We start from the raw sequence: 22517 nt of genomic DNA, 5'->3' as shown, positions 1-22517 counted from the left end.
GCTCATCTCATCCTGGGGCTGTAGCCGGTCCCAAGGGTATGGCTGTTCGCCATTTAAAGAGGTACGTGAGCTGGGTTTAAAACGTCGTGAGACAGTTTGGTCCCTATCTGCCGTGGGCGTTGGAATCTTGACGGGGGCTGCTCCTAGTACGAGAGGACCGGAGTGGACGTACCGCTGGTGTACCTGTTGTCTCGCCAGAGGCATCGCAGGGTAGCTATGTACGGAAGAGATAACCGCTGAAAGCATCTAAGCGGGAAACTCGCCTGAAGATGAGGATTCCCTGGAGCCTTGAGCTCCTTGAAGGGTCGTTCGAGACCAGGACGTTGATAGGCTGGGTGTGGAAGCGCAGTAATGCGTTAAGCTAACCAGTACTAATTGCCCGTAAGGCTTGATCCTATAACCAGTGTGTTTCTACCTGGTGTGAGTGTCGCGTGCCGCTGCAGCAGCAAAAGGCAGCTTGGCCGATACGCACAACCCCTACTACATCCCTATTTGCTGCGTTGAGCGAACCTCAACGCGGCCACCGTTTATGCCTGGTGACCATAGCGAGTTGGAACCACCCCTTCCCATCCCGAACAGGACCGTGAAACGACTCCACGCCGATGATAGTGCGGATACCCGTGTGAAAGTAGGTAATCGCCAGGCTCTCCCTTGAAACCCCTCAGTACGAAAGTACTGGGGGGTTTTGCTTTTGCGGCTGCTGCGGTTTTGCTCGATCAGGCTCCAGCGGCCGCCAGGGCCCGCCAGCCTGGCGGAGCCGCCCGAGAGTCAAAGCGAGGCCCGAGAGGCCGCCAGAAGCCGTTCTAGAGCCTCCGGCGAGCCCCTATAGGGTGAAGGTGTTCTTTATTGAATGCCGACGATGATGGTGCGATCGGGCAGCCTAGCTGGTGCCAGGTCAACGCTCCAAGGCCTGTCCTTCCCTACTTTGCATAGTACGGAAAGTGCTTGACAGCCAAGGAAAGTTACACCATAATCAGAAGTTCACTGCGGAGAGGTGCCCGAGTGGCTAAAGGGGGCAGACTGTAAATCTGTTGGCTTACGCCTACGTTGGTTCGAATCCAACCCTCTCCACCAAGAATTGCAAAGCAGTAGTGAGTACCCGGCAGGTGTCGGTGAAGCAGAAAGCGTGGTAACCCGGCGGGTGTAGCTCAATGGTAGAGCAGAAGCCTTCCAAGCTTACGACGAGGGTTCGATTCCCTTCACCCGCTCCAGATTGCCCGGGTTCTTGCAGTTCTAAAAAAGCAGCATTCAAGTTTCGCCCATGTGGCTCAGTGGTAGAGCACTCCCTTGGTAAGGGAGAGGTCGGCAGTTCGATCCTGCCCATGGGCACCAAATACCGCACTAGCAATATCGCTACCGACACAGGAGTCGCGAAATGGCAAAGGAAAAGTTCTCGCGGACTAAACCGCACGTGAACGTTGGTACGATCGGTCACGTTGACCATGGTAAGACCACCCTGACGGCAGCAATTGCTACGGTGCTGGCAGCCAAGTTTGGCGGTTCGGCCAAGAAGTACGACGAAATCGACGCAGCGCCGGAAGAAAAAGCACGCGGTATTACCATCAACACCGCACACGTCGAGTACGAAACGGCTAATCGCCACTACGCACACGTTGACTGCCCGGGCCACGCTGACTATGTGAAGAACATGATCACGGGCGCCGCACAGATGGACGGCGCGATCCTGGTGTGCTCGGCCGCTGACGGCCCCATGCCCCAGACCCGCGAACACATCCTGCTGGCCCGCCAGGTTGGCGTGCCTTACATCATCGTGTTCCTGAACAAGTGCGACATGGTCGACGACGCCGAGCTGCTCGAGCTGGTCGAAATGGAAGTGCGCGAGCTCCTGTCCAAGTACGAATTCCCCGGCGACGACACCCCGATCATCAAGGGTTCGGCCAAGCTGGCACTGGAAGGCGACAAGGGCGAACTGGGCGAGCAAGCCATTCTGGCCTTGGCCGAACAGCTGGACAGCTACATCCCGACGCCGGAACGTGCCATCGACGGTACCTTCCTGATGCCGGTGGAAGACGTGTTCTCGATCTCGGGCCGTGGCACGGTTGTGACCGGTCGTATCGAGCGCGGCATCATCAAGGTCGGTGAAGAAATCGAAATCGTTGGTATCAAGCCGACGGTCAAGACCATCTGCACCGGCGTGGAAATGTTCCGCAAGCTGCTGGACCAAGGTCAAGCAGGCGACAACGTGGGTCTGCTGCTGCGCGGCACGAAGCGCGAAGACGTCGAGCGCGGCCAAGTGCTGTGCAAGCCGGGTTCGATCAAGCCGCACACGCACTTCACCGGCGAGGTCTACATCTTGTCGAAGGACGAAGGCGGCCGCCACACCCCGTTCTTCAACAACTACCGCCCGCAGTTCTACTTCCGTACGACCGACGTGACTGGCTCGATCGAGCTGCCGAAGGACAAGGAAATGGTAATGCCGGGTGACAACGTGTCGATCACGGTCAAGCTGATTGCCCCGATCGCCATGGAAGAAGGCCTGCGTTTCGCTATCCGTGAAGGCGGTCGTACCGTCGGCGCCGGCGTCGTGGCAAAGATCCTCGACTGATAAAGTCGAACAGCGAATACGGCACCAACCGGCCGTATTCGTTGCCAGAGGGGTTGGCCTGATCGCCGACCCCAAAGTTGTTTTAGGGGTATAGCTCAACTGGCAGAGCGTCGGTCTCCAAAACCGAAGGTTGGGGGTTCGATTCCCTCTGCCCCTGCCAATTCAATCAGCCGCGTCGCGATAGAGAGTATCGTGACGCGGCTTAGTCTCGTTTGCGAAACATGGCCAATCCCAACGTCGAAACCGTCAACGCCGCCAGTGGTAAGTGGTTGCTTGGCGCCGCGGTGCTACTGGTGGTTGCCGGCGTCATCGGTTTCTATGCCCTGGCACAGCAACCATCCTACGTGCGTGGCGCTGCGCTGTTCGGCGGCATTGCGCTGGGCGTGGTGGTCGCGCTGGTATCGGCGCCAGGCAAGGACTTCATCGGTTTCTCCAAGGAATCGTATCGCGAAGTCCGCAAGGTCGTTTGGCCCACCCGCAAGGAAGCCGGGCAGATGACGGGCCTGGTGTTTGTCTTTGTCGTGATCATGGCCGTGTTCCTGTGGTCTGCGGACAAGCTCATCGAGTGGGTCATCTTTTCGCTCGTGCTGGGCTGGAAATGAAGGATAGAACATGACGGATAACGCACAACAGGAAGTCCCCGCAGCTGAATCGCCTTCGTCGAAGAAGCGCTGGTATGTGGTGCACGCCTATTCCGGCATGGAAAAGAGTGTGCAGCGCGCGCTGCAGGAGCGCATCGAGCGCGCCGAAATGCAGGACAAGTTTGGCCGCATCCTGGTCCCGTCCGAAGAAGTCGTTGAAATCAAGGGTGGGCAGAAGTCTGTCACCGAACGTCGCTTCTTCCCGGGGTACGTGCTGGTCGAGATGGAAATGACCGATGAGACCTGGCACCTGGTGAAGAACACCAGCAAGGTCACTGGCTTCGTCGGCGGTGCGCGCAATCGCCCGAGCCCGATTTCCCAGAAGGAAGTCGACAAGATCATGACCCAGATGCAGGAAGGGGTCGAGAAGCCGCGTCCCAAGACGCTCTTCGAAGTGGGCGAAATGGTTCGCGTCAAGGACGGTCCTTTCACCGACTTCAACGGCAATGTCGAGGAAGTGAACTACGAGAAATCGCGCTTGCGCGTCTCGGTCACCATCTTCGGGCGCGCCACTCCGGTCGAGCTCGAATTCGGCCAGGTCGAGAAGGTCTAAGTGGTTTGAGCGGTTCAGGTTTTCGCATTTTATGTTGGCCGCAAGGTCGGCGAAAAATGCAGCGGCCAGTCTCGAAAGGGGCTGGCCACAAGAGGAGCGTGAGGCTGGCTGGGGTGGATGAACCATCCCTGCGGCGATAGCGCGCTACGACTCAACAGGATCGCATTCCGTCAGGAAGCGGTCCGGATTGGAGTAAATATGGCCAAGAAGATCATTGGCTTTATCAAGCTGCAAATTCCGGCTGGTAAGGCAAATCCCTCCCCGCCCGTGGGCCCTGCACTGGGTCAACGCGGTCTGAACATCATGGAGTTCTGCAAGGCGTTCAACGCGCAGACCCAAGGCATGGAACCCGGCCTGCCGGTGCCGGTGGTGATTACCGCCTTCGCCGACAAGAGCTTCACCTTCGTGATGAAGTCGCCCCCGGCGACCGTTCTGATCAAGAAGGCAGCTGGCCTGACCAAGGGTTCGGCCAAGCCGCACACCGACAAGGTTGGCAAGATCACGCGTGCCCAGGCTGAAGAAATCGCCAAGGCAAAGAACGCTGACCTGACCGCTGCCGATCTGGACGCTGCTGTCCGTACGATCGCCGGTTCGGCTCGCTCGATGGGCATCACCGTGGAGGGTCTGTAAATGGCTAAGGTTTCCAAGCGCACCGCCGCGAACAAGGCGAAGATCGAGCGCACCAAGTTCTACCCGATCGACGAGGCCCTGGGCCTGGTGAAGGGTTGCGCATCGGCCAAGTTCGACGAATCCATCGACGTTGCCGTGCAACTCGGCATCGATGCGAAGAAGTCGGACCAAGTGGTTCGTGGCTCCGTCGTGCTGCCTGCCGGTACCGGCAAGTCGGTTCGCGTGGCTGTGTTCGCCCAAGGCGAAAAGGCTGAAGCCGCCAAGGCAGCTGGCGCTGAAATCGTCGGTATGGAAGACCTGGCTGAACAAGTCAAGGCCGGCAACCTGAACTTCGACGTCGTGATCGCTTCGCCGGACACGATGCGTATCGTTGGTACGCTGGGCCAGATCCTGGGCCCGCGCGGCCTGATGCCGAACCCGAAGGTCGGTACGGTTACCCCCGACGTTGCCCAGGCTGTGAAGAACGCCAAGGCCGGTCAGGTGCAATACCGTGTCGACAAGGCCGGTATCATCCACGCCACCATTGGCCGCCGTTCGTTCCAGGACGCCGATCTGAAGCGCAACCTGAGCGCGCTGATCGAAGCCCTGGTGAAGTCGAAGCCGGCTACCAGCAAGGGCGTGTACCTGCGCAAGATCGCTGTTTCGTCCACCATGGGCGTTGGCGTTCGCGTGGAACAGGCTTCGCTGTCGGCCTAAGGCTGGCGGCAACCGCAGGGCGGACCCGATAACGTCGCCCAGCGTAAAGAATTGAGGATCCTGGCCCAGGCCGGGATCGTCTCCCGAATCAGGTGGTGCCCGATAGGGCACCGCAGGATGAAGGAGCAAGGCTTTGGGCAGTGGTGCCCGCCGGCGCGCAAGCGCGGCAGGCACCGCTGGTTATCAAAGACCGCTGGTGGCGGGTGCGGCCGTAGGTTGGCTGCCTCGCCTTAATCGGACGGAACGTACGCAGCGTGGCTTCGGCCTGCCGCGACGCCTCCCGGCCCACCAGCGCAGATGGCGCACCCGAGGGATTGAAGAATCCGGGCAATGACCCGGGTGATTCGGGCCAAATCGGACGCCGTTCGTTTGGACTGATGTGCGTGCCCCGGACGATCCGGGGGACAAGCATCGTTTTGGAGCTTAACCGTGCCACTTAATATTGAAGATAAGAAGGCCGTCGTTGCTGAGGTTTCGGCGCAAGTCGCTAAAGCCCAGACCATCGTCGTAGCCGAATATCGCGGCATTGCGGTTGGCGATCTGACCAAGCTGCGCGCCAAGGCCCGCGAGCAAGGCGTGTACCTGCGTGTTCTGAAGAACACGCTGGCACGTCGCGCCGTGGAAGGCACGCCGTTTGCCGGCCTCGCAGAGCAAATGACCGGTCCGCTGATCTACGGTATTTCCGAAGATGCAGTGTCGTCGGCCAAGGTTCTGAACGACTTTGCCAAGACCAACGACAAGTTGGTTCTGCGCGCAGCGTCGTATGACGGCAATGTGCTCGATGCTGCTGCCGTCAAGGCGCTGGCCTCGATCCCGAGCCGTGACGAACTGATTGCTCAGCTGCTTGGCGTGATGCAGGCACCGGTGTCGGGCTTCGCCCGTCTGCTGGCTGCACTGGCCGCCAAGAAGAGCGAAGGCGCCCCTGCCGAAGGCGAAGGCGCTGCCGCCGCCGCCGAGAGCGAAGGCGCAGCTGCTTAAGGCGTAAGCCTTTCGCAGCCTGGCTCATCAAGATCGCATTACCGATACCGAATCACATTTAGCAGGAGTATTCCAAATGGCAATCAGCAAAGACGACATCCTCGAAGCCGTAGGCTCGATGTCCGTGATGGAACTGAACGACCTGGTCAAGGCGTTCGAAGAAAAGTTTGGCGTGTCCGCCGCTTCGATGGCCGTGGCTGCTGCCCCGGGCGCAGGCGCTGCTGCCGCTGAAGAGCAAACCGAGTTCAACGTTATCCTGTCGGAAATCGGCGCAAACAAGGTTGGCGTGATTAAGGCTGTTCGCGAAATCACCGGCCTGGGCCTGAAGGAAGCCAAGGATCTGGTTGACGGCGCTCCGAAGGCTGTCAAGGAAGGCGTGGACAAGGCTGCCGCAGCCGACGCCAAGAAGAAGCTGGAAGAAGCCGGCGCGAAGGTCGAAGTCAAGTAAGCTGTACTCGCGTGCCTTTTGGCACGCGAATGGGGCTGGCAAAGGGAGATTCCCGGCGCCAGCCTTTTTGCGCTTCTGCGATGTGTGTTTTACTGCGCACTCGGAAGCCTAAAAAAGTGGCGCAAACGATGCTTTATGGCTGGGTGTATGCCTAAGCTTGAGCAGAGGCCAAACATCAGTGGCACACTAGGTGGTTGCTGATGTTTGTCTTCTGAACCGACTGCAGAAGACAAGTTTGGTCGGGTGTCCCCCGGGCCGGTATGACGCATTGCGTCGTTTCTGCCGGCTCGCAGCGTGCGGACACCGTCAGCCAGAGGTTGGTAGCGGCCAACCGCCAAATCCCCTCCCAGTCGCTGAACACCTCAGGTGCTGCGCCAGGTCCAGCCAGCCCTGCGATGATTCGGAGATCCCATGGCGTACAGCTTCACCGAAAAGAAGCGCATTCGCAAAAGTTTTGCGAAGCGCGCGACGGTTCATCAGGTTCCTTTCCTGCTTGCCACCCAGATTGAATCCTACGCTCAGTTTCTGCAAGAGGGTGCGCCACCCTCGCGTCGCAAAACCGAGGGCCTGCAAGCGGCTTTCAGTGCAATCTTCCCGATTGTGTCGCACAACGGGCTCGCCCGTATGGAGTTCGTCTCCTACCACCTCTCCAACCCGCCGTTCGACGTCAAGGAATGTCAACAGCGTGGCCTGACCTTCCACTCGGCTCTGCGTGCCAAGGTACGCCTGATCATCAACGATCGGGAAAATCCGGGCAAGGTCAAGGAAGTCAAGGAACAGGAAGTCTACATGGGCGAAATTCCGCTCATGACGTCGACCGGTTCCTTCGTCATCAACGGTACCGAGCGTGTGATCGTTTCGCAGCTCCACCGTTCACCTGGCGTGTTCTTCGAACACGACAAGGGCAAGACCCACAGCTCGGGCAAGCTGCTGTTCTCGGCACGGATTATTCCTTACCGCGGCTCGTGGCTCGACTTCGAGTTCGACCCGAAGGACATCCTGTACTTCCGCGTTGACCGTCGCCGCAAGATGCCGGTCACGATCCTGCTGAAGTCGATCGGCCTGACGCCCGAGCAAATCCTCGCGCACTTCTTCGTGTTCGACAATTTCACCCTGCAGTCGGAAGGCGCGCAGATGGAATTCGTGCCCGAGCGTCTGCGCGGTGAAGTCGCGCGCTTCGACATCGCCGACAAGGACGGCCGTGTCGTCGTGGAGAAGGACAAGCGGATCAACGCAAAGCATATCCGCGACCTGGATTCCGCCGGTACCAAGCTGATCAGCGTGCCGGAAGACTACCTGCTCGGCCGCGTGCTGGCGAAGAACATCATCGACCCGGATACCGGTGAGGTGATTGCCAACGCTAACGACGAGCTGACCGAAACCGTGCTGGAAAACCTGCGCGAAGCCGGTGTCAAGCAGATCCAGACCCTGTACACCAACGATCTGGACCAAGGTCCGTACATGTCGCAGACGCTGCGCGTGGACGACACCGCCGACCAGACCGCTGCGCGTATCGCGATCTACCGCATGATGCGTCCCGGCGAGCCGCCGACCGAAGACGCGGTGGAAGCCCTGTTCCAGCGCTTGTTCTACAGCGAAGAGTCGTACGACCTGTCGCGCGTTGGCCGCATGAAGGTCAACAGCCGCCTGGGCCGCCCGAGCGGTGAAGGCAGCATGGTGCTGCAGGACGAGGACATCCTCGAGACCATCAAGATCCTGGTCAACCTGCGCAACGGCAAGGGTGAGGTCGATGACATCGATCACCTGGGCAATCGTCGTGTCCGCTGCGTTGGCGAACTGGCCGAAAACCAGTTCCGTGCCGGCTTGTCGCGCGTCGAGCGCGCCGTCAAGGAACGTCTTGGCCAGGCCGAGACCGAAAACCTGATGCCGCATGACCTGATCAACTCGAAGCCGATTTCGTCGGCCATCCGCGAGTTCTTCGGTTCGTCGCAGCTGTCGCAGTTCATGGACCAGACCAACCCGCTGTCCGAGATCACGCACAAGCGTCGTGTCTCCGCACTGGGCCCGGGCGGTTTGACCCGTGAGCGCGCAGGCTTTGAAGTGCGTGACGTGCACCCGACCCACTACGGTCGCGTGTGCCCGATCGAAACGCCGGAAGGCCCGAACATCGGCCTGATCAACTCGCTGGCACTGTATGCGCGCCTGAACGAGTACGGCTTCCTGGAAACGCCGTACCGCAAGGTGGTCGACAGCAAGCTGACCGACCAGGTCGACTACCTGTCCGCCATTGAAGAAGGCAAGTACGTGGTGGCGCAGGCCAACGCGACGGTTGACGCCGACGGTACCCTGATCGACGAACTGGTGTCGTCGCGTGAAGGTAGCGAGCGGGAAACCCGTATGGTCACGCCGGACCGCGTCCAGTACATCGACGTGGCGCCTTCGCAGATCGTCTCGGCCGCGGCATCGCTGGTGCCGTTCCTCGAGCACGATGATGCGAACCGTGCACTGATGGGCGCCAACATGCAGCGTCAGGCCGTGCCTTGCCTGCGTCCGGACAAGCCGCTGGTGGGTACCGGCATCGAGCGTACCGTTGCGGTCGACTCGGGTACTGCCGTCCAGGCAACCCGTGGCGGCGTGGTGGACTACGTCGATGCCATGCGTATCGTGATCCGTGTGAACGACGATGAGGCCGTTGCAGGCGAAGTCGGCGTGGACATCTACAACCTGATCAAGTACACGCGCTCGAACCAGAACACCAACATCAACCAGCGTCCGATGGTCAAGGTTGGGGATTTCGTCGCCCGTGGCGACGTGATCGCCGACGGCGCATCGACCGACCTGGGCGAGCTCGCGCTCGGCCAGAACATGCTGGTGGCGTTCATGCCGTGGAACGGCTACAACTTCGAAGACTCGATCCTGATCTCCGAACGCGTGGTTGCCGAAGACCGCTACACCTCGATCCACATCGAGGAACTGTCGGTCGTCGCCCGTGACACCAAGCTGGGACCGGAAGAAATCACCCGCGACATTTCCAACCTCGCCGAAGCGCAGCTCGCGCGTCTGGACGAGTCCGGCATCACCTACATCGGTGCCGAAGTGGAAGCCGGTGACGTGCTGGTCGGCAAGGTCACGCCCAAGGGCGAGACCCAGCTGACCCCGGAAGAAAAGCTGCTGCGCGCGATCTTCGGCGAGAAGGCTTCGGACGTGAAGGACACCTCGCTGCGCGTGCCGTCCGGCATGAGCGGTATCGTGATCGACGTCCAGGTCTTCACCCGCGAAGGCGTGACCCGCGACAAGCGTGCCCAGTCCATCATCGACGATGAACTCAAGCGCTACCGCCTGGACCTGAACGACCAGCTGCGTATCGTGGAAGGCGATGCCTTCCAGCGTCTGGAACGCCTGCTGCTCGACAAGACCGTCAATGGCGGTCCGAAGAAGCTGTCCAAGGGCGCCAAGCTGACCCGCGAGTACCTGGCCGATCTGGACAAGTACCACTGGTTCGACATCCGTCCGGCCGACGAAGAAGTGGCTGCCCAGCTGGAAGCCGTCAAGGAAGCCATCGAGCAAAAGCGTCACGAGTTCGACCTGGCTTTTGAAGAAAAGCGCAAGAAGCTCACGCAAGGCGACGAACTGCCGCCGGGCGTGATCAAGATGGTCAAGGTGTACCTGGCCGTCAAGCGCCGCCTGCAGCCTGGCGACAAAATGGCAGGCCGTCACGGCAACAAGGGTGTTGTGTCCAAGATCGTCCCGATCGAAGACATGCCCTACATGGCCGACGGCACGCCTGCCGACATCGTGCTGAACCCGCTCGGCGTGCCGTCGCGGATGAACGTGGGCCAGATTCTGGAAACCCACCTGGGCTGGGCCGCGCGCGGCCTGGGCCAGCGTATCGGCTCCATGCTCAAGGCACAGGCGAAGGCGCAGGAACTGCGTCCGCTGCTCGCTCAGATCTACAACGAGAGCGGCAAGCCGGAAGACCTCGACAGCCTGTCGGACGCTGAAGTGCTGGAACTGGCGACCAACCTGAAGAAGGGTGTCCCGTTCGCCACGCCGGTGTTCGACGGTGCGCACGAAGACGAAATCCGCCGCATGCTGGACCTGGCGTACCCGGAAGAGATCGCCCGCGACATGGGCCTGACCGCTTCCAAGCAACAGGTCACGCTGCACGACGGCCGCACCGGCGAAGCGTTCGAGCGTCCGGTTACGCTCGGCGTGATGCACATGCTGAAGCTGCACCACTTGGTCGACGACAAGATGCACGCGCGTTCGACCGGCCCGTACTCGCTGGTGACCCAGCAGCCGCTGGGTGGTAAGGCGCAGTTCGGTGGCCAGCGTTTCGGTGAAATGGAAGTGTGGGCGCTGGAAGCGTATGGCGCCTCCTACGTGCTGCAGGAAATGCTGACGGTCAAGTCCGATGACGTGAACGGCCGGACCAAGGTCTACGAGAACATCGTCAAGGGCGAGCACTCGATCGATGCCGGCATGCCGGAATCGTTCAACGTGCTGGTGAAGGAAATCCGTTCGCTGGGTATCGACATCGACCTCGATCGCTATTGATTTGGATCGAGAGTGCGCGGTAGGCCAGCCGTAAAAGGCCCGCCTACCGCCGAATGCCCGCTACGGTTTTCCCACAGGATGAATGCCGCGGGCCCGACATGCTGTCGGGCTGGCGGCGAAACAAGGAGTTGCAATGAAAGCATTGCTCGATCTCTTTAAGCAGGTTCAGCAGGAAGAGCAGTTCGACGCGATCAAGATCGGCCTGGCATCGCCAGAGAAGATCCGTTCGTGGTCGTACGGTGAAGTGAAGAAGCCGGAAACCATCAACTATCGGACGTTCAAGCCCGAGCGCGATGGCCTGTTCTGCGCCAAGATCTTTGGCCCGATCAAGGACTACGAGTGCCTCTGCGGCAAGTACAAGCGCCTGAAGCATCGTGGCGTGATCTGCGAGAAGTGCGGCGTTGAAGTGACGCTGGCCAAGGTGCGCCGCGAGCGCATGGGCCACATCGAACTGGCTGCGCCGACCGCGCACATCTGGTTCCTGAAGTCGCTGCCGTCGCGTCTGGGCATGGTGCTCGACATGACGCTGCGCGATATCGAACGCGTCCTGTACTTCGAAGCATTCGTGGTGCTCGAACCCGGCATGACCCCGCTCAAGAAGAGCCAGATCATGTCCGAGGACGACTACATCGCCAAGTGCGAAGAGTATGGCGAAGGCGAGTTCGTGGCCATGATGGGTGCCGAAGGCATCCGTGAACTGCTGCGCGGCATCGACATCGAAAAGCAGATCGAAACGATCCGCGCCGAGCTGCAGACCACCGGCTCCGAAGCCAAGATCAAGAAGTTCGCCAAGCGCCTGAAGGTGCTCGAGGCGTTCCAGCGTTCGGGCATCAAGCCGGAATGGATGATCCTGGAAGTGCTGCCGGTGCTGCCGCCTGAACTGCGTCCGCTGGTTCCGCTGGATGGTGGCCGTTTCGCCACCTCGGACCTGAACGACCTGTATCGCCGCGTCATCAACCGTAACAACCGCCTGAAGCGCCTGCTCGAACTGAAGGCGCCTGAAATCATCGTGCGCAACGAAAAGCGCATGCTGCAGGAAGCGGTTGACTCGCTGCTGGACAACGGTCGTCGCGGCAAGGCCATGACGGGCGCCAACAAGCGTCCGCTGAAGTCGCTGGCCGAAATGATCAAGGGCAAGGGCGGCCGTTTCCGTCAGAACTTGCTGGGCAAGCGCGTCGACTACTCCGGCCGTTCGGTCATCGTGGTGGGCCCGACCCTGAAGCTGCATCAGTGCGGTCTGCCCAAGCTGATGGCGCTCGAGCTGTTCAAGCCTTTCATTTTCCACAAGCTGGAAACGATGGGCATCGCCACCACCATCAAGGCGGCGAAGAAGGAAGTGGAAAGCCAGACCGCGGTGGTGTGGGACATCCTCGAAGAGGTGATCCGCGAGCATCCGGTCATGCTGAACCGCGCGCCGACGCTGCACCGCCTGGGCATCCAGGCATTCGAGCCGGTGCTGATCGAAGGCAAGGCCATCCAGCTGCACCCGCTGGTTTGCGCGGCGTTCAACGCCGACTTCGACGGTGACCAGATGGCTGTTCACGTCCCGCTGTCGCTGGAAGCGCAGATGGAAGCCCGCACGCTGATGCTGGCCTCCAACAACGTGCTGTTCCCGGCCAACGGCGATCCGTCGATCGTCCCGTCGCAAGACGTGGTGCTGGGTCTGTACTACACGACCCGCGACAAGATCAACGGCAAGGGCGAAGGCCTGACGTTCGCCGACATCAGCGAAGTGATCCGCGCCTACGAGAACAAGGAAGTCGAACTGGCTTCGCGCGTGAACGTGCGTATCACCGAGTATGAACTGGTCGACAAGGACGCAGTGGGCGACGCCCGCTTTGCGCCCAAGATCACGCTGCAAGCCACCACGGTCGGCCGCGCGATCATGTCCGAGATCCTGCCGAAGGGCCTGCCTTTCTCGGTGCTGAACAAGCCGCTGAAGAAGAAGGAAATCTCGCGCCTGATCAACACCGCGTTCCGTAAGTGCGGCCTGCGCGAGACCGTGATCTTCGCTGACAAGCTGCTGCAGTCGGGCTTCCGCCTGGCAACGCGCGCTGGTATTTCGATCGCCATCGACGACATGCTGGTGCCGCCGCAAAAGGAAAAGATCATTTCCGACGCGGCTGCCAAGGTGAAGGAATACGACAAGCAGTACATGTCGGGTCTGGTGACCGACCAGGAACGCTACAACAACGTCGTGGACATCTGGGGCGCCGCCGGCGACCAGGTGGGCAAGGCGATGATGGAGCAGCTCCAGCACGAAGACGTGGTCGACCGTCACGGCAACACCGTGAAGCAAGACTCCTTCAACTCGATTTACATGATGGCCGACTCGGGCGCGCGCGGTTCCGCTGCGCAGATCCGTCAGCTGGCCGGCATGCGTGGCCTGATGGCCAAGCCGGATGGCTCGATCATTGAAACGCCGATTACGGCGAACTTCCGTGAAGGCCTGAACGTTCTGCAGTACTTCATCTCCACCCACGGCGCACGTAAGGGCCTGGCGGATACGGCACTGAAGACCGCGAACTCGGGTTACCTGACCCGTCGTCTGGTCGACGTGACGCAGGATCTGGTGGTGGTGGAAGACGATTGCGGCACGACCAACGGCGTGGCCATGAAGGCCCTGGTCGAAGGCGGTGAAGTGATCGAAGCCCTGCGCGACCGGATTCTCGGCCGTGTGACGGTGTCCGACGTGGTGAACCCTGAAACCCAGGAAACCGCGATCGAGGCCGGCACCCTGCTGGACGAAGACCTGGTCGACATGATCGACGCCATCGGCGTGGACGAAGTGAAGGTGCGCACGCCGCTGTCGTGCGACACGCGCTACGGCCTGTGCGGCATGTGCTATGGCCGCGACCTCGGCCGCGGCGTGCTGGTGAACTCCGGCGAAGCGGTTGGCGTGATCGCCGCTCAGTCGATTGGCGAGCCGGGCACCCAGCTGACCATGCGTACGTTCCACATCGGCGGCGCGGCATCGCGTTCGGCCGTGGCATCGAGCGTGGAAGCGAAGGCAACCGGTACCGTGCGTTTCACGGCGACCATGCGTTACGTCACCAATGCGAAGGGCGAGCTGATCGTCATCTCGCGTTCGGGTGAAGCGCTGATCACCGACGACCACGGCCGCGAGCGCGAGCGCCACAAGATCCCGTACGGCGCCACGCTGCTGGTGCAGGACGGCCAGGCCATCAAGGCTGGCACGCAGCTGGCCACGTGGGATGCGCTGACGCGCCCGATCGTGTCGGAGTACACCGGCACGACCAAGTTCGAGAACGTCGAAGAAGGCGTGACCGTCGCCAAGCAGATGGACGAGGTCACCGGCCTGTCGACCCTCGTGGTGATTGATGCAAAGCGCCGTACGGCTGCCACCAAGGGCTTGCGCCCGCAGGTGAAGCTGCTCGACGCCAACGGCCAGGAAGTGAAGATCCCGGGCACGGACCACTCCGTGACCATCGGCTTCCAGGTCGGCGCGCTGATCACCGTGAAGGACGGCCAGCAGGTGCACGTGGGCGAAGTGCTTGCACGTATTCCGACCGAATCGCAAAAGACCCGCGACATTACCGGGGGTCTGCCGCGCGTGGCCGAGCTGTTCGAAGCGCGTTCGCCGAAGGATGCCGCCGTGCTGGCGGAAGTCACCGGCACCACGTCGTTCGGCAAGGACACCAAGGGCAAGCAACGCCTGGTGATTACGGACCTGGACGGCAACGCCCATGAGTTCCTGATCACCAAGGAAAAGCAAGTCCTGGTGCACGATGGCCAGGTGGTGAACAAGGGCGAAATGATCGTGGAAGGCCCGGCGGACCCGCACGACATCCTGCGCCTGAAGGGCATCGAGGAGCTGGCGCACTACATCGTCGACGAAGTGCAGGACGTGTACCGTCTGCAGGGCGTGAAGATCAACGACAAGCACATCGAAGTGATCGTGCGCCAGATGCTGCGCCGCGTGCAGATCGCGGATGTGGGCGACACCAAGTTCATCCCGGGTGAACAGGTGGAGCGTTCGGAACTGCTCGACGAGAACGATCGCGTGATCGCCGAAGGCAAGCGTCCGGCCACGTACGAGAACCTGCTGCTCGGTATCACCAAGGCGTCGCTGTCCACCGACAGCTTCATCTCGGCGGCATCGTTCCAGGAAACCACCCGCGTGCTGACGGAAGCCGCGATCATGGGCAAGACCGACGACCTGCGTGGTCTGAAGGAAAACGTGATCGTTGGTCGACTGATCCCCGCTGGTACGGGTCTGGCCTACCATCGTGCCCGCAAGGCGCGCGAGGCGGCCGAGCGCGAACGTGCCCAGGCGATCTCCGACGAAGAGCAGTCGCTCTTCATCGAGCCGCCTGTGGTGCAGGCGACGACCGAAGGCGAGGGCGACGCGGTCTAAGACTGCCAGCCTGAGCCTGCAAGCAAGCAGCATGAGGAAGCCCGGCCCTGGTGGCCGGGTTTTTTTTGCCTGTAGTTATATCGTCGGTTTTATTTCTTTCGGTGTTTATCGGTCGTTTTTATTCGTTGTGTTTATGTGCTGCCGCAGGGGTACGGACCCGTGCTCCATGCGCGGCCAGACGAAAGAAATCCGGGAACATTCGTTACAGGCCGAAGTAGTTAGCCGCGCCCTTGGTGGTATGGTTACGCCTTTCGCGGTCCCACCCCTTTTTTAAGCTGTTGCTATGTCGCGCGCCCTGGCGATTCTCAAGGATGTTTTTGGCTACCACGCCTTCCGCGGCCGGCAGGGGGAGATCATCGACCATGTGGCCGATGGCGGTGATTGCCTGGTCCTGATGCCGACTGGCGGCGGCAAGTCGTTGTGCTACCAGATTCCCGCGCTGCTGCGGCAGCGGGCCGGGCAAGGCACCGGCATCGTGGTGTCGCCCCTGATCGCGCTGATGCAGGACCAGGTCGCGGCGCTGTCCGAGGCGGGCGTGCGCGCGGCAGTGCTGAACTCGACGCTCAGCGGCGCCGAGGCCTCCGCGGTGGAGCGCGATCTGCTCGCCGGCCGGCTGGAAATCCTCTATGTGGCGCCCGAGCGGCTGATGACGCCGCGCTTCCAGGACCTGCTCCAGCGTACCCGTATCGGCGTGTTCGCCATCGACGAGGCGCATTGTGTCTCGCAGTGGGGCCATGACTTCCGACCCGAGTACATCCAGCTTTCGGTGCTGCACGAGCGCTTCCCGGAAGTGCCGCGCATTGCCCTGACGGCCACCGCGGATTCCGTCACGCGCGAGGAAATCGTGGAGCGCCTCGCGCTGCACGACGCTCGCGTCTTCGTCTCCAGCTTCGATCGCCCCAATATCCGCTATCGCATCGTCGAGAAGGACAATGCGCGCCAGCAGTTGCTGGCCTTTATCAAGGCCGAGCACCTGGCCGCGGACGGCACGCACGACAGCGGCATCGTCTATTGCTTGTCGCGCAAGAAGGTTGAGGACACCGCCAGCTACCTCAGCGCCCAGGGCCTCAACGCGCTGGCGTACCACGCCGGTATGGATGCGGGCGTGCGCCAGCACCACCAGGCGCGTTTCCGCGAGGAAGAGGGCGTGATCATGGTGGCCACCATCGCTTTTGGCATGGGCATCGACAAGCCGGATGTGCGCTTTGTGGCGCACCTGGACTTGCCCAAGAGCATGGAGGGCTACTATCAGGAAACCGGCCGTGCCGGCCGCGACGGGCTGCCGGCCAACGCCTGGATGGCCTACGGCCTCGGCGACGTGGTTCAGCAAAAGCGCATGATCGACGAGTCCGAGGCGGACGATGCGCACAAGCGAGTCTCGTCCGCCAAGCTCGATGCACTGCTCGGGCTGTGCGAGACGGCCGGCTGCCGCCGCGTGCGCATCCTTGGCTATTTCGACGAAGCCAGCGAACCCTGCGGCAACTGCGACACCTGCCTGGAGCCGCCCGCTACCTGGGATGGCACGCGTGAAGCGCAGATGGCGCTGTCATGCGTCTACCGTACGGCGCAGGCCAGCCGCGTTCATTTCGGCGCGACCCATATGGTCGACGTGCTGCGCGGCAACGCGTCGGAAAAAATCCGTCAATGGGGCCACGACAAGGTCTCCACGTTTGGCATCGGCGCGGACCGTTCGGTCTCCGAGTGGCACGCGATCTTCCGCCAGTTGATCGCCCACGGCCTGCTGGTGATCGACCATGGCGGCCACGGCGCCTTGCTGCTGGGCGACGCTGCCCGCGCGGTGCTCAAGGGCGAGATGCCGATCACCCTGCGCCGCCAGGCCAGCAAGCCAGCCAAGAGCGGCGAGCGTGGCGCGCGCGGCTCCGCCGGCACACGCACCGACCATACCGCCGGCATGGACGCCGAGGCACTGGCCAACTGGGAAGCGCTGCGCAAGTGGCGCACCGAGACGGCACGAGAGCACGGTGTGCCGGCCTATGTGATCTTCCATGACGCCACGCTGGCCGAACTGGCACGCAGCGCGCCGGATTCGTTGACGGCAATGGCTGAAGTCCCCGGCATCGGCGCCGCCAAGCTGGAGCGCTACGGCGATGCCATCCTGGAAGCGCTGGGCGCCGTGGAGGACTTTTGAGGCACTGCCTGGACCTAAGTCGAGCAACACGCTTCTGTCAGAAGCTGCTTGACGGTTTACGTAGTCGCTGCTAGCATGACAGATTCGAGTTTTTGGCTTTGGATTTCGCTCGCCTGTCGTAATTGTGGCCCTCGGTTCGCAATCGGCAAGCCTGCCAGGGGATCGTGTGATGCTCTGGTGGTGTGGTCGCAGCGGGATCCCAGGCGAGCTCGCGCTCTTTGGCCAGTCTGTTCCTCCACAGGTCCGTCTCAAGAGCGCTCGCTCACTTTTCCCGCCCAAAACCCGTCGTTGCCTCTTCGGCCCATTGCTTGTGGCCCCAGGGGTGTTTTTCCGTAAAACCAAGCTGGATTGAACAATGCCAACTATCAACCAACTGGTTCGCAAGCCGCGTGTCTCTGAAGTCGTCAAGAGCAAGAGCCCGGCGCTTGAGAACTGCCCCCAGCGTCGCGGCGTGTGCACCCGTGTGTACACCACGACGCCGAAGAAGCCGAACTCGGCACTGCGTAAGGTCGCCAAGGTGCGCCTGACCAACGGTTTCGAGGTCATCTCGTACATCGGCGGTGAAGGCCACAACCTGCAAGAACACTCGGTCGTGCTGATCCGCGGCGGCCGTGTGAAGGACTTGCCGGGTGTGCGTTACCACATCGTCCGTGGCTCGCTGGACTTGCAAGGCGTGAAGGATCGTCGCCAGGCACGTTCGAAGTACGGCGCGAAGCGTCCGAAGGCTGCTTAAGGCTAACGCCAGGCAAGCTGGGCACAAAGCCCGAAGCAACAAACGATGGCCTGTGGCGGTTGCGTCATGGTGCTGTCACCAGGCGGCGGTACAACGGAGCGTTTATGCGCCGTGCCGTCGAGTAAGTGGTCACCCGGCGAATTTGCCTCGATGGAAGGCAAGCTAGTTGGTGGCCGGAGAGCGGGAAATCATTGCCGCGCTCTCAACTGAATCTAAAGGAAAGAAGATGCCACGTCGTCGTGAAGTCCCCAAGCGGGATATCCTGCCCGATCCGAAGTTCGGTAACGTTGAAGTTGCCAAGTTCATGAACGTCCTAATGCTGGACGGCAAGAAGTCGGTTGCCGAACGTATCGTTTATGGCGCGTTCGACCAGATCGAAAAGAAGGCAGGCAAGGCCCCCGTTGAAGTGTTTTCCGTTGCGATCAACAACGTGAAGCCGGTGGTCGAAGTGAAGAGCCGTCGCGTGGGCGGCGCCAACTATCAGGTTCCGGTCGAAGTCCGTCCGTCGCGTCGTTTGGCATTGGCGATGCGTTGGTTGCGCGAGGCCGCGAAAAAACGCAGCGAGAAGTCGATGGCGCTGCGCCTGGCAGGTGAGTTGCTGGAAGCTGCGGAAGGCCGCGGCGGCGCGATGAAGAAGCGCGACGAAGTGCACCGCATGGCCGAAGCCAACAAGGCGTTCTCGCACTTCCGCTTCTAAAGCGCGCGAGTTATACGCGGTTGGTTGCCGGGCGGGCTGTGTTTTCACACGCTCGCCCGTTTGTGTTACGGGCGTTGGCAATGAGATGCCGGCGTCTCACGGACGAATAGAGGATTAAAGTGGCTCGTAAGACTCCCATTGAGCGCTACCGCAATATCGGTATCTCGGCTCACATTGACGCGGGTAAAACCACCACGACCGAGCGCATCCTGTTCTACACCGGTGTGAACCACAAGATCGGTGAAGTGCATGATGGCGCTGCCACGATGGACTGGATGGAGCAGGAACAGGAGCGTGGCATCACGATCACCTCCGCTGCGACCACCGCCTTCTGGAAGGGCATGGCCGGCAATTACCCGGAACACCGCATCAACATCATCGACACCCCGGGCCACGTGGACTTCACCATCGAGGTGGAGCGCTCCATGCGCGTGCTGGACGGCGCATGCATGGTCTACTGCGCAGTGGGTGGCGTGCAGCCCCAGTCGGAAACCGTCTGGCGCCAGGCTAACAAGTACGGCGTGCCGCGCTTGGCCTTCGTCAACAAGATGGACCGTACCGGTGCGAATTTCTTCAAGGTCTACGACCAGCTGAAGACCCGCCTGAAGGCTAGCCCGGTTCCCGTCGTTGTGCCCATCGGCGCCGAAGACACCTTCAAGGGTGTGGTCGACCTCATCAAGATGAAAGCGATCATCTGGGACGAGGCCAGCCAAGGCACCAAGTTCGACTACGTGGACATCCCGGCTGAACTGGCCGACTCGTGCAACGAATGGCGCGAGAAGATGGTCGAGGCAGCTGCCGAGTCGAACGAAGAGCTGATGAACAAGTATCTGGAAGAGGGCGAACTGTCCGAAGCCGAGATCATCAAGGGCCTGCGCGACCGTACCATCGCCTGCGAAATCCAGCCGATGCTGTGCGGCACCGCGTTCAAGAACAAGGGCGTGCAGCGTATGCTGGACGCCGTGATCGACTTCCTGCCGTCGCCGGTCGACATCCCGCCGGTCACCGGCGTGGACGATGACGACAAGGAAGTGTCGCGCCGTGCCGCGGACGACGAAAAGTTCTCCGCTCTGGCGTTCAAGATCATGACCGACCCGTTCGTCGGCCAGCTGATCTTCTTCCGCGTCTATTCGGGCAAGGTCAATTCGGGCGACACCATCTACAACCCGGTCAAGAGCAAGAAGGAACGCCTGGGCCGGATTCTGCAGATGCACGCCAACCAGCGCGAAGAAATCAAGGAAGTGCTGGCAGGCGACATCGCCGCCGCGGTTGGCCTGAAAGAAGCCACCACGGGCGACACGCTGTGCGATCCGGACCACATCATCATCCTGGAACGCATGGTGTTCCCGGAGCCGGTGATTTCGCAGGCTGTCGAGCCGAAGACCAAGGCTGACCAGGAAAAGATGGGCATCGCCCTGAACCGCCTGGCACAGGAAGATCCGTCGTTCCGCGTGAAGACCGACGAAGAATCCGGCCAGACCATCATTTCGGGCATGGGCGAGCTCCACCTCGAAATTCTGGTTGACCGCATGAAGCGCGAATTCGGCGTGGAAGCCACCGTGGGCAAGCCCCAGGTTGCGTACCGCGAAACCATCCGCAAGACCTGCGACGAAGTGGAAGGCAAGTTCGTCAAGCAGTCGGGCGGTCGTGGCCAGTACGGTCACGTGGTACTGAAGCTCGAGCCGCAAGAACCGGGCAAGGGCTACGAATTCGTCGACGCCATCAAGGGCGGCGTGGTTCCGCGCGAGTACATCCCCGCGGTGGACAAGGGCATTCAGGACACCCTGAACGCCGGCGTTCTGGCAGGCTTCCCCGTGGTCGACGTCAAGGTCACGCTGTTCTTCGGTTCGTACCACGATGTGGACTCGAACGAAAACGCGTTCAAGATGGCCGGCTCCATGGGCTTCAAGGAAGGCATGCGCCGCGCAAGCCCCGTGCTGCTCGAGCCGATGATGGCCGTGGAAGTGGAAACGCCCGAAGACTTCATGGGTAACGTGATGGGCGATCTGTCGTCGCGTCGCGGCATTATCCAGGGCATGGACGACATGGTCGGCGGTGGCAAGATCCTGCGCGCGGAAGTTCCGCTGGCAGAGATGTTCGGCTACTCGACCTCGCTGCGTTCGGCCACGCAAGGCCGTGCTACGTACACGATGGAGTTCAAGCACTACGCTGAAGCTCCGAAGAACGTAGCCGACGCCGTGATCACGGCACGTGGCAAGTAAGTAAAAAATCCGCCGCCGCGCGTTGTGCGCGGCGGCACTATGAACACGACATACTGGTTTCGATTAGGAGCTGAAAAATGGCAAAGGAAAAGTTCTCGCGGACTAAGCCGCACGTGAACGTTGGCACGATCGGTCACGTTGACCATGGCAAGACCACCCTGACGGCAGCAATTGCCACGGTGCTGGCAGCCAAGTTTGGCGGTTCGGCCAAGAAGTACGACGAAATCGACGCAGCGCCGGAAGAAAAGGCACGCGGTATTACCATCAACACCGCACACGTCGAGTACGAAACGGCTAATCGCCACTACGCACACGTTGACTGCCCGGGCCACGCTGACTATGTGAAGAACATGATCACGGGCGCCGCACAGATGGACGGCGCGATCCTGGTGTGCTCGGCCGCTGACGGCCCCATGCCCCAGACCCGCGAACACATCCTGCTGGCCCGCCAGGTTGGCGTGCCTTACATCATCGTGTTCCTGAACAAGTGCGACATGGTCGACGACGCCGAGCTGCTCGAGCTGGTCGAAATGGAAGTGCGCGAGCTCCTGTCCAAGTACGAATTCCCCGGCGACGACACCCCGATCATCAAGGGTTCGGCCAAGCTGGCACTGGAAGGCGACAAGGGCGAACTGGGCGAGCAAGCCATTCTGGCCCTGGCCGAACAGCTGGACAGCTACATCCCGACGCCGGAACGTGCCATCGACGGTACCTTCCTGATGCCGGTGGAAGACGTGTTCTCGATCTCGGGCCGTGGCACGGTTGTGACCGGTCGTATCGAGCGCGGCATCATCAAGGTCGGTGAAGAAATCGAAATCGTTGGTATCAAGCCGACGGTCAAGACCATCTGCACCGGCGTGGAAATGTTCCGCAAGCTGCTGGACCAAGGTCAAGCAGGCGACAACGTGGGTCTGCTGCTGCGCGGCACGAAGCGCGAAGACGTCGAGCGCGGCCAAGTGCTGTGCAAGCCGGGTTCGATCAAGCCGCACACGCACTTCACCGGCGAGGTCTACATCTTGTCGAAGGACGAAGGCGGCCGCCACACCCCGTTCTTCAACAACTACCGCCCGCAGTTCTACTTCCGTACGACCGACGTGACTGGCTCGATCGAGCTGCCGAAGGACAAGGAAATGGTAATGCCGGGTGACAACGTGTCGATCACGGTCAAGCTGATTGCCCCGATCGCCATGGAAGAAGGCCTGCGTTTCGCTATCCGTGAAGGCGGTCGTACCGTCGGCGCCGGCGTCGTGGCAAAGATCCTCGACTAAGCAAACTTCCTGGAGCAGGCTGGCGGTACAATACCGTCGG

General features: G+C 61.2%; 14 protein-coding genes, 4 tRNA genes and 2 rRNA genes. All 20 read left to right on the top strand.

Annotated features, from left to right (window positions below):
- A 23S ribosomal RNA gene (locus A9975_RS19675) occupies positions 1-396 on the top strand; the annotation flags it as partial.
- A 136-nt stretch (positions 397-532) separates the two neighbouring features.
- Positions 533-645, top strand: a 5S ribosomal RNA gene (gene rrf, locus A9975_RS19670).
- A gap of 343 nt (positions 646-988) precedes the next feature.
- Positions 989-1074: transfer RNA gene (locus tag A9975_RS19665), tRNA-Tyr, on the top strand.
- Positions 1075-1137: 63 nt separating this feature from the next.
- Positions 1138-1211, top strand: a tRNA-Gly gene (locus tag A9975_RS19660).
- Between the two features lie 46 nt (positions 1212-1257).
- Positions 1258-1332 (top strand) — tRNA-Thr (locus A9975_RS19655).
- A gap of 43 nt (positions 1333-1375) precedes the next feature.
- On the top strand, positions 1376-2566 hold the full coding sequence (gene tuf / locus A9975_RS19650; RefSeq protein ID WP_006164373.1) for an elongation factor Tu: 1191 nt from the start codon (positions 1376-1378) through the stop codon (positions 2564-2566).
- Between the two features lie 84 nt (positions 2567-2650).
- A tRNA-Trp gene (locus A9975_RS19645) sits at positions 2651-2726 on the top strand.
- Positions 2727-2787: 61 nt separating this feature from the next.
- Positions 2788-3168: a preprotein translocase subunit SecE gene (gene secE / locus A9975_RS19640; RefSeq protein WP_006162342.1), complete on the top strand. Its 381-nt coding sequence runs from the start codon at positions 2788-2790 to the stop codon at positions 3166-3168.
- Between the two features lie 10 nt (positions 3169-3178).
- Positions 3179-3760, top strand: coding sequence for a transcription termination/antitermination protein NusG (gene nusG / locus A9975_RS19635; protein ID WP_006162340.1), 582 nt, complete (start codon positions 3179-3181; stop codon positions 3758-3760).
- A 198-nt stretch (positions 3761-3958) separates the two neighbouring features.
- Positions 3959-4390 (top strand): 50S ribosomal protein L11, encoded by a 432-nt coding sequence (gene rplK / locus A9975_RS19630; protein ID WP_006162338.1) that lies wholly within the window; start codon positions 3959-3961, stop codon positions 4388-4390.
- Entirely contained in the window at positions 4391-5086 is a 696-nt protein-coding gene (gene rplA / locus A9975_RS19625) for a 50S ribosomal protein L1 (protein ID WP_006162337.1), read from the top strand.
- A gap of 429 nt (positions 5087-5515) precedes the next feature.
- Positions 5516-6064, top strand: a complete 549-nt coding sequence (rplJ, locus tag A9975_RS19620) for a 50S ribosomal protein L10 (RefSeq protein ID WP_017224513.1) — start codon at positions 5516-5518, stop codon at positions 6062-6064.
- A 76-nt stretch (positions 6065-6140) separates the two neighbouring features.
- A complete protein-coding gene (rplL, locus tag A9975_RS19615) occupies positions 6141-6512 on the top strand; it encodes a 50S ribosomal protein L7/L12 (RefSeq protein ID WP_043350387.1) in 372 nt (123 codons plus the stop codon).
- Between the two features lie 411 nt (positions 6513-6923).
- Positions 6924-11030: a DNA-directed RNA polymerase subunit beta gene (rpoB, locus tag A9975_RS19610; protein ID WP_183034212.1), complete on the top strand. Its 4107-nt coding sequence runs from the start codon at positions 6924-6926 to the stop codon at positions 11028-11030.
- Positions 11031-11163: 133 nt separating this feature from the next.
- Complete coding sequence (gene rpoC, locus A9975_RS19605; protein WP_150985751.1) at positions 11164-15408, top strand: DNA-directed RNA polymerase subunit beta'; 4245 nt, start codon at positions 11164-11166, stop codon at positions 15406-15408.
- A gap of 283 nt (positions 15409-15691) precedes the next feature.
- Entirely contained in the window at positions 15692-17557 is a 1866-nt protein-coding gene (gene recQ / locus A9975_RS19600) for a DNA helicase RecQ (RefSeq protein ID WP_183034211.1), read from the top strand.
- 355 nt (positions 17558-17912) lie between these two features.
- Positions 17913-18290 (top strand): 30S ribosomal protein S12, encoded by a 378-nt coding sequence (gene rpsL / locus A9975_RS19595; protein WP_006162330.1) that lies wholly within the window; start codon positions 17913-17915, stop codon positions 18288-18290.
- 226 nt (positions 18291-18516) lie between these two features.
- Complete coding sequence (gene rpsG / locus A9975_RS19590; protein ID WP_035876146.1) at positions 18517-18987, top strand: 30S ribosomal protein S7; 471 nt, start codon at positions 18517-18519, stop codon at positions 18985-18987.
- A 119-nt stretch (positions 18988-19106) separates the two neighbouring features.
- The gene (fusA, locus tag A9975_RS19585) at positions 19107-21209 is read left to right on the top strand and encodes an elongation factor G (RefSeq protein ID WP_150985749.1); all 2103 of its coding nucleotides are present in this window, start codon (positions 19107-19109) and stop codon (positions 21207-21209) included.
- Positions 21210-21286: 77 nt separating this feature from the next.
- Positions 21287-22477 carry an elongation factor Tu gene (tuf, locus tag A9975_RS19580; protein WP_006164373.1) on the top strand — a complete coding sequence of 397 codons (1191 nt, stop codon included), beginning with the start codon at positions 21287-21289 and terminating at the stop codon, positions 22475-22477.
- Positions 22478-22517 lie beyond the last annotated feature (40 nt).

The organism is Cupriavidus sp. UME77, from assembly GCF_014170355.1.
GTDB classification, from domain to species: Bacteria; Pseudomonadota; Gammaproteobacteria; order Burkholderiales; family Burkholderiaceae; genus Cupriavidus; species Cupriavidus basilensis.
Note: the sequence above shows the minus strand (reverse complement) of the source record. Positions and strands in the feature narration are given on the sequence as shown.